Source organism: Halomonas sp. AOP27-A1-41, from assembly GCF_052378605.1.
Lineage (GTDB): Bacteria > Pseudomonadota > Gammaproteobacteria > Pseudomonadales > Halomonadaceae > Vreelandella > Vreelandella citrativorans.
Genome location: NZ_JBQSXT010000006.1, coordinates 142,470 through 151,555 on the forward strand (window position 1 = coordinate 142,470; position 9,086 = coordinate 151,555).

A 9,086-nucleotide genomic window follows, 5' to 3' on the forward strand; every position below is an offset into this window, starting at 1 on the left:
GTGACTATGTCCATAACGATTGAGCAGCGCCGGCAACACCGGCTGATGACGATAGAAAAGTCGCTGGCGAAACGGCATCGTAAAGAAAACAGCTTTCGGCGGATGGGACTTGTCGCTGTTATTACCGGTATGGTGCTGGTCGCCATCCTGTTTATCAGCATACTAATGCGTGGTGTGCCGGCATTTTGGCAGGCCACCATGTACATGGATGTGTATTTCGACCCCGAGATTATCCAGCTTGAGCCCAAGCCTGAACGCGCTAGTGGCGAGAGCCAGTTTGAGTTTGAAGAGCGTTTTTTACAGTGGGAAACACAAGCAGGGCTGGCCAATTGGCAATCCTTAATTGATAACGCACTGGAAGAGGCGTTGGGGGTAGAGGTAGAGGGGCCGCAGTTACGTGATCTGCGTGCGCTTGTCACCTCTGGCGAGCGCTACGCGTTGCGTGATCGGTTTATTGAAGATCCTTCGCTGTTGGGGCAAACCGTCGAACTCAAGATGCTGGCGAGTGCGAACGTGGATGTCTGGATCAAAGGCAATATTGATCGTGATTTGCCGGATGCACGCCAACAGCTAAGTGCTCAAACGCGCGCCTGGGCTGACGAGCTTGAAGCGTCTGGCGTCATTCGTAACGCGTTTAGTACCTCGTTATTTTTAAATACTGACTCACGCAGCTCTTTGGCATCAGCGGGCCTGGCCGGTGCCTTTATGGGTTCGCTGTTTATGATGATCATCGTCATCGCGCTGTCTGTGCCGTTAGGGGTATCAAGCGCTATTTATCTGGAAGAGTTTGCGCCCAAGAATCGCTTAACCGATCTAATTGAAATCAATATCAATAACCTGGCAGCGGTTCCTTCCATTGTGTTTGGTTTGCTGGGCGCATCTATCTTTATTGGGTATTTAAGACTGCCTATTTCAGCGCCGCTGGTAGGGGGGCTGGTGCTTACGTTGATGACGTTACCGACCATTATTATCGCTACGCGGGCATCGTTACGCTCCATTCCGCCCTCTATTCGTCAAGCGGCGTTGGGGATCGGGGCATCGCGAGTGCAGACGGTATTTCACCACGTATTGCCCTTGGCGCTTCCCGGTATTTTGACAGGCTCTATTTTGGGTGTTGCTCAAGCATTGGGGGAAACAGCGCCCTTGCTTCTGATCGGTATGAACGCGTTTGTCGCGAGTGTGCCAGCAACACCGTTGGATCAATCAACCGCGCTGCCAGTACAGATTTATCTATGGCAAGGCAATGAGCTGCGTAATTTCTTCGAAGCACGCACGTCTGCGGCCATCATTGTATTGCTGGGACTAATGTTAAGCTTGAATGCATTGGCGATTTGGTTGCGTAAAAAATTCGAGACGAGGTGGTAAGTGAATACTTCAACAGAGCCGATGACAACAACTCCCATGGTTAGCGTCGGGGGCGGTGAAAGCCGCACCAGCAAGGCGAAAGACAAGGTCAAAATGAGTGCCGAAGCCGTTAAGGTGTTTTACGGTGACTCTCAGGCAATTAACGGTATTGACCTGGATATTTACGAAAACGAAGTGCTGGCCTTTATTGGGCCTTCCGGTTGCGGTAAATCGACATTTTTACGCTGCTTAAACCGCATGAACGACACCATCGATATCTGTCGTGTTGAAGGCAAAATTACATTAGATCAAAACGATATTTATGCGGCTAACCGTGATGTAGTATTGCTGCGCGCTCAGGTGGGGATTGTGTTCCAAAAGCCGAATCCCTTCCCGAAATCCATCTACGAAAATATTGCATATGGGCCGCGCTTGCACGGCTTGGCTCGGCGTAAGGCCGAGCTTGACGATATTGTAGAAAGCAGCCTGCGCCGCGCAGGGCTTTGGGAAGAGGTAAAAGACCGTCTTGATCAGCCAGGTACCGGGTTGTCAGGTGGTCAGCAGCAGCGTTTGTGTATTGCACGGACGGTCGCGGTAAGTCCGGATGTTATTTTGATGGATGAGCCGTGCTCTGCACTTGACCCGATTGCCACGGCCAAAGTGGAGCAGCTGATTGATGAGCTAAGTGAGAGCTATACCATCGTTATGGTGACTCACAATATGCAGCAGGCCGCTCGAGTGGCAGACCGCACTGCGTTCTTCCATATGGGCGACCTGGTCGAAGTGGATAGCACTGATCAGATATTCACTAACCCTCAGGATCAGCGTACTCACGACTACATTACCGGGCGGTTTGGATAAGCAACAACTTCCTGGCGTGAGTGATAGGAAAGCGCGGGGCTAACGCTGCAAAGCGTTGGCCCCGCGTCGTTTATGTCAGTCGATAAGCTCAACAGCAACCGCTGTGGCCTCGCCGCCACCAATACACAGGCTGGCAATGCCACGTTTGCCGCCTTGAGTACGTAGGGCATGAATAAGCGTGGCAATGATGCGTGAACCGGTAGAGCCAACAGGGTGCCCTTGGGCGCAGGCGCCACCAAAAATATTGACCTTGCTGTGAGGTAAGCCAAGATCGTCCATTGCCATTAGCGTCACCACGGCAAAGGCTTCGTTAATCTCAAATAAATCGACGTCGCCGACGCTCCAGCCAAGCTTTTTCATCAGGCTTTCTATGGCGCCTACCGGGGCAATCGTAAACTCGCTGGGGTGGCGAGCGTGGGTTGCATGCCCCAGCATTCTGGCTAATGGCTTCACGCCGTGGCGTTCGGCTGCATCGGCGCTTGCCACGATAAGCGCTGAAGCGCCATCGGAGATAGAGCTGGCATTTGCTGCGGTGATGGTGCCCTCTTTAGAAAAGGCTGGTCGCATGTGGCGAATTTTGTCGAGTTTGGCTTGAAACGGTTGTTCATCATGTTCAATAAGCGTGTCGCCTTGGCGCGTAGATACGGTGACGGGCGCCATTTCAGCATCCAGTTGCCCACCGTTGGAAGCAGCGATAGCGCGCTCGAGCGAGGCAATGGAAAAATCATCCAAACGCTCCCGCGTGTAGCCTCGTTGAGAAGCGATATCCTGAGCGAAAACGCCCATTAATGTGCCCGTTTCAGCATCCTCAAGACCATCCAAAAACATGTGGTCTTTGAGTTCGCCGTGGCCTAACCGATAACCGCCGCGGGCTTTGGTCAGCACGTAGGGGGCGTTGGACATGGACTCCATGCCCCCCGCCAGTAGAATTTTCCCGCTACCCGCTTTAATCACGTCGTGGGCGAGCATGGCGGCCTTCATGCCCGAACCACATAGCTTGTTAATCGTCATTGCGCCGCACGCATCGGGTATGCCGGCCTGACGCATGGCTTGGCGAGCGGGGCCTTGTTTGACACCCCCCGGAAGCACGCAGCCCATAATGCCTTCATCAATGGCATCGGGCTCAATGCCCGCGCGTTGAACCGCTGCACGAATAGCAACCGCGCCCAGTTCAGGGGCGCTCATGCTCGATAAGCTGCCCATCATGCCTCCCATGGGGGTGCGTGCAGCGGATAGAAATACGATATCGGTTGCAGTATTCATTAGCTAACTCCTTAGGATTTATTGTGATTATTCTGCTGGGCGATAAGCGATGCGTTGACCCGTTGGCGGGGCTGTGGTTTTCTCGTGGATAACCAAGCAAGCGCTAGTGTGAGTGAAATGAATGTAATAAATGCATCTGTGCGCCGCAAGGAATTGACGCGTTTAGCGGCTCAGCTCTTTGTCCAGGAGGGCTTTGATCGTACCACTGTACGTATGCTGGCGCAGGAAATGGGTATCAAGTCCGGCAGCCTGTTTCATCACTTCAAGGATAAACAGGAAATCCTTGCTGCGGTAATCGAGGAAGGAATGCAGAATGCGCTAATGATTGCTCGTCAATCGATTGAGCGCTGCTCGTCTGACCCTGAAGAGCGGCTGCGCGCGATGGCACGTGCTCATCTGGAAACGCTGTTTACCGACCGCAATGCTCATGTGGTGGCCCTGTTTGAATGGCGGCGCCTGGACCCTGCCGCTAGCGCACACTTAAGCCATTTGCGCGATGCGTATGAGGCCTTATGGGTGCAGGTTATAGACGATGCATTGGAAGCGAAGCTTATCCGTGGGGATCGCTTTCTGGTTTCGCGATTTATATTGGGCGCTTTGAACTGGACCGTGCGCTGGTATGACCCCGGCGGCCCACGTACGCCAGATGACCTTGCGGATGAGCTGGTGGCGATGATCATGGCGCGCTAAGCGCTATTTTTTTAAGCAACCAGCCAGACGCCCTCAATGCTTTTTTCTAGCAGTAGTAAATAGGCACTTGCTGCCAGCGACTCGTCTGTGTATTTCCTCGACCAACGTATAACCCTTTAACGCGGTAGATAGCTTGCGCTTCCTGCGGATTGCTTTTAGCGTTGAGGTTATCTGTGGGGTTCCGTTAACGTAAACTGAAAGCAATGCACGCATGACTTAAAACGTTACCCCGCCTGTTGCAAGACTGCTCATTACCAACAACATAAGAGAGCCATCATGACAGCGACATCACTCCCCGATTATTCGGGTTATCTTGAGCATTTCTCAATCGGCCAGATGGTTGCCCGTCTGGATGATCATCAGGACGGCCAGCTCAATGCTTTTGAAGCGTGCTGCGGACGCCATGTGCGAGCGGGGCGCGGAGAAGTGCTGGCGCTGATTCATGAGGATACCCAAGGGGTAACACACACCCTGACGTATGCCGAGCTGGACGAACAGAGTGGCAAACTGGCGGGTTGGTTGGTGGCGCAAGGCCTAAAAGAGGGAGACCGCATTGCCTGCATGCTGCCTCGGTCAGAGGCGTTGCTGATAGCTGTGCTTGCTACTTGGCGGATAGGAGGCGTATATCAGCCGCTATTTACAGCCTTTGGGCCTGATGCAGTGGGTTACCGTTTGGGCCGGGCAGATACCAAGCTGGTGATCACCGATCACGCCAACCGCGATAAATTTGACGGCTTGAGTCAGTGCCCGTCAATACTGACGGTGGGAGGGGCGAGCCGCGAACATCCAAATGATCTGGATTGGCAGGCTGCCTTGGCGCACGCGTCGATGACGGCCCAGCCGCCTCGCCTTGATCCTACCCAGCCTTTTTTGCAAATGTTCACCTCGGGTACCGTGGGCAAGCCCAAGGGTGTGGCTGTGCCGCTTTCGGCAATGACCGCCTTTGCGCTGTATATGGAACTTGCCGTTGACCTGCGTGATGATGACTGCTTCTGGAATATGGCGGACCCTGGGTGGGCGTATGGCCTTTACTACGCCATTACCGGACCGCTGCTGTTAGGTGTGACCACGCATTTCTGCGAAGCCGGGTTTAGTGCCGAAGGGGCGCTTGACTTTATGAAACGTCACCGGATCACCAATTTTGCGGCAGCCCCCACGGCCTATCGTTTAATGAAGGCGTCAGGATTGTTCGATGATGCCTATCAAACGTTATCGCTGCGCGCTGCCAGCTCGGCAGGCGAGCCGTTAAATACTGAAGTGGTCAACTGGGTCGAAAAATCGCTTGGCTGTTCAGTGATGGACCACTACGGGCAAACCGAAACGGGCATGACCTGCAACAATCATCATACCCTTGATCACCCCAAGCATGTAGGTGGCATGGGCGTACCTTTGCCGGGCTATCGGCTGGCCATTCTGGATGCAGAGTATAATGAGTTGCCAGCGGGAGAGCCGGGCGTACTGGCCGTGGATATTGAACATTCACCGGCGCATTTTTTCCAAGGGTATACGTGGCAAGAGAAAAATCCCTTTATGAAAGGCTATTATCTGACCGGCGATGTAGTGATCTGTAATGAGGATGGTTCGTTCCAGTTTGCAGGCCGTGATGATGACATTATTACCACCGCTGGCTACCGGGTAGGGCCTACTGATGTGGAGAATAGCGTCATGATGCATCCTGCCGTGGCGGAATCTGCGGCGGTCGGGCAGCCTGATGAAATTCGCGGCGAGGTGATCAAGTCCTATATTGTGCTTCGCGAAGGGTACGAGCCAAGCAATGAGCTGGCTGAGGCGATTCGTCAGCAGGTGCGTGAACGACTATCTGCCCATGCGTTCCCTCGGGTCATTGAATTCGTCGAGGAGTTGCCTAAAACGCCTAGCGGCAAGATCCAACGCTTCAAGCTACGTGCGCAAGCGGTTGAACAAGCCGGCCATAACAATTAATCAATCCAGGGAGAGCCATTATGCAGGTAAAGGAGAGCACGTTTTTAATTACCGGGGCGGCGTCTGGGTTGGGCGCAGCAACGGCTGAGCGGTTGGTGGCTGCTGGCGCCAAGGTGGTGCTGTGTGATGTAAGCGACAGTATTCGCCGTCATGCTGCCCAACTGGGAGAGCGCGCAAAAGCCTGTACGGCCGATATTACCTCTTCAGAGCAGATGCAGCGGGCGTTCGAGGTCGCTGCCAAATTGAGCGAAGAAAAAGGGGTCGCGGGTGTTATTCACTGTGCTGGCGTGATTAGCGTGGCCAAGCTAGTGGATCGGGAGGGCAATCCGGCTGACCTGGATGCCTATGCCAAAACAATCCATATCAATCTGGTAGGCACCTTCAACGTCATGCGCTTGGCCGCGGCGACCATGGCAAAAAACACGCCCAATCAGGATGGCGAGCGTGGCGTGATTATTAACACGGCATCTATAGCCGCCTTCGATGGCCAGGTGGGGCAGTGCGCTTACAGCGCCTCTAAAGCAGGCGTAGTGGGGATGAGTTTGCCTGCCGCTAGAGAGCTTTCACGGCATGCTATTCGTGTCATGGCGATTGCGCCGGGAGTGTTTGAAACACCGATGATGGGCGACATACCTGATGAAGCCGCCCAAGCGCTTGCCGCCTCTGTTCCTTTTCCCAAGCGATTAGGCAAAGCGGAGGAGTTTGCCCAGCTAGCCGAGCATATTATTGTTAATTCCATGCTTAATGGTGAGGTGATTCGGTTGGACGGTGGTATTCGGATGCAGTGAAAGCGCATCCGTTGCTTAGACATCAACTCGCCAGCAATTCGGCTGGCGAGTTTTTTGCGTTTAGCCGATCAATTCTCAATGCTTCGACCAAAGGACTAGCGTTAATGTGGCTTTAATTCAAACGCTCGCTTGACTCGCTTTGCGGTGCGCGCTAGCTTTCAAACATGTGTTTGAAAGCTGTTTTTTGAAATCCACCGCTGCTTTCAACTCCCCGTTTAGGAGAAGTGCTATGCCAAGTTATCAGGCCCCTCTGCGTGATATGCGTTTCGTCATGGACGAAATGCTTGATTATCCTGCTCACTACGCTGCATTGCCAGAAGGTGATGACGCTTCACCCGACGTAGTGGCCGCCATTCTGGAAGAGGGCGCGCGCTTTTCTCGTGATGTTCTCCTGCCAATTAATCAAAGCGGCGATGAAGAGGGTTGTGTGCTAGAGGGCGGTGAGGTGAAAGCGCCTCAAGGCTTCAAGGAGGCGTACCAGCAGTACGTAGAAGGCGGTTGGCCAAGTCTGGCGGCTGACCCCGAGCACGGTGGGCAAGGGCTGCCGCCTTCGCTTGCTATGGTGCTTTCGGAAATGATCTGCGCGACCAATTTAGCCTGGGGTATGTATCCAGGGCTTTCACATGGTGCCGCTGACGCGCTGCGCCATCATGGCACCGACGAGCAGAAAGCGACGTATCTTACCAAGCTGGTGGAAGGCGTTTGGACGGGCACCATGTGCTTAACAGAGCCTCACTGTGGTACCGATCTTGGGTTAATCAAGACTCGCGCGGTGCCAACTGCTGGAGAGGCTTATACCATTACCGGCACCAAGATATTTATCTCCGCTGGTGAGCATGACTTGGCCGAAAACATTGTCCATCTGGTGCTCGCCAAACTGCCTGATGCGCCAGAAGGGTCAAAAGGTATTTCACTCTTTGTCGTGCCTAAGTTTTTACCTAATGCGGATGGCAATCCCGGTGAGCGCAATGGGGTAACCTGCGGCTCCCTGGAGCATAAAATGGGCATTCATGGTAACGCGACGTGCGTTATGAACTTTGATGGTGCCACTGGTTATCTGGTTGGGGCGCCTAATAAAGGGCTGGCGTGCATGTTTACCATGATGAATGCTGCGCGCCTTGGCGTGGGTATCCAAGGGCTTGGCCTCATTGAAGCCAGTTTTCAAAATTCGTTGAGTTACGCCCGTGACCGCCTACAGATGCGTGGTTTGTCAGGCAAGCAGGCGCCCGAAAAACCTGCCGACCCGATTATCGTTCATCCGGATGTGCGCCGGATGCTGCTAACGCAAAAAGCGTTTGCCGAAGGTGGGCGCATGCTGGTGCTTTACGCCGCCCAGTTGCTGGACACCGTTGAGCTTGGTCAGCCTGGTGAAGAAAAAGAGCGTGCTGAAACCTTGCTGGGACTGCTTACGCCGATCGTTAAAGCGTTTTTAACGGAAGTTGGTTTTGAGAGTACTAATGAAGGCGTACAAGTTTTTGGTGGTCACGGCTTTATTAAAGAGTGGGGAATGGAGCAGTTAGTGCGTGATGCACGTATTACGCGGCTCTATGAAGGTACTACCGGCATTCAGGCACTCGACCTGCTGGGGCGAAAAGTGCTGATGAGCCAAGGGGAGTCGCTCAAGGTCTTTACCAAAGAGATTCATAAATTCTGTAAAGCCGAGGCTGATAACCCTGCGCTTAAAGAGTTTGTTACGCCGCTGTCTAAGCTCAACGCAGAGTGGGGTGAGCTGACGATGGGGGTCGGCATGAAGGCGATGCAGGATCGTGAGGAAGTTGGGGCGGCAAGTGTCGACTACCTGATGTATTCCGGCTATGTCGCGCTTGCTTATCTGTTTGCGCGAGCGGCTAAACAAGCATCTGTTGCGCTTGAAGGTGATGATAAGGCGTTTTATGCCGCCAAGCTTAATACTGCGCGATTCTACTATCAGCGGCTACTGCCGCGTACGAAAGCGCATGCGCAGATGATCCAGGCCGGTGCTGGCAGCTTAATGGCTATCTCCAGCGAAGATTTTGGTCTGGGCTTTGAGATCTAACATGTAGTGTGTGCAGGCACGCTTTGGTTATTCGCCAAACGTTTTTATCAGTACTGTGTTCGGTGGTTTGCGGCAGTCTCTTGTTATGGAGCATATCCATCAAGCAGACCTGCCGCTTTTTTATAGGGCGCTGGATCTTTTTAAAGATAGTGCTTGCCAAACGT

General features: G+C 53.5%; 7 protein-coding genes. 6 read left to right on the forward strand and 1 reads right to left on the reverse strand.

The window, feature by feature from the left end; all coding sequences use genetic code 11:
* Positions 1–6: 6 nt before the first annotated feature.
* Positions 7–1,365 carry a phosphate ABC transporter permease PstA gene (gene pstA, locus ACT3TC_RS06450; RefSeq protein ID WP_444639520.1) on the forward strand — a complete coding sequence of 453 codons (1,359 nt, stop codon included), beginning with the start codon at positions 7–9 and terminating at the stop codon, positions 1,363–1,365.
* A gap of 36 nt (positions 1,366–1,401) precedes the next feature.
* Positions 1,402–2,205: a phosphate ABC transporter ATP-binding protein PstB gene (pstB, locus tag ACT3TC_RS06455; protein ID WP_172117307.1), complete on the forward strand. Its 804-nt coding sequence runs from the start codon at positions 1,402–1,404 to the stop codon at positions 2,203–2,205.
* Between the two features lie 75 nt (positions 2,206–2,280).
* On the opposite strand, the gene ACT3TC_RS06460 is transcribed toward pstB, so the two are convergent.
* Positions 2,281–3,468 (reverse strand): acetyl-CoA C-acyltransferase, encoded by a 1,188-nt coding sequence (locus ACT3TC_RS06460; RefSeq protein WP_444639521.1) that lies wholly within the window; start codon positions 3,466–3,468, stop codon positions 2,281–2,283.
* Between the two features lie 117 nt (positions 3,469–3,585).
* On the opposite strand from ACT3TC_RS06460, the gene ACT3TC_RS06465 reads away from it, so the two are divergent.
* The 4 genes from ACT3TC_RS06465 (at position 3,586) to ACT3TC_RS06480 (ending at position 8,922) form a co-directional block, all read left to right on the forward strand.
* On the forward strand, positions 3,586–4,158 hold the full coding sequence (locus ACT3TC_RS06465) for a TetR/AcrR family transcriptional regulator (protein WP_444639522.1): 573 nt from the start codon (positions 3,586–3,588) through the stop codon (positions 4,156–4,158).
* 276 nt (positions 4,159–4,434) lie between these two features.
* Positions 4,435–6,099, forward strand: a complete 1,665-nt coding sequence (locus ACT3TC_RS06470) for an AMP-binding protein (RefSeq protein WP_444639523.1) — start codon at positions 4,435–4,437, stop codon at positions 6,097–6,099.
* A 20-nt stretch (positions 6,100–6,119) separates the two neighbouring features.
* The gene (locus ACT3TC_RS06475; RefSeq protein WP_444639524.1) at positions 6,120–6,887 is read left to right on the forward strand and encodes an SDR family NAD(P)-dependent oxidoreductase; all 768 of its coding nucleotides are present in this window, start codon (positions 6,120–6,122) and stop codon (positions 6,885–6,887) included.
* A gap of 229 nt (positions 6,888–7,116) precedes the next feature.
* A complete protein-coding gene (locus ACT3TC_RS06480) occupies positions 7,117–8,922 on the forward strand; it encodes an acyl-CoA dehydrogenase C-terminal domain-containing protein (RefSeq protein WP_444639525.1) in 1,806 nt (601 codons plus the stop codon).
* The last annotated feature ends 164 nt before the right edge of the window (positions 8,923–9,086 follow it).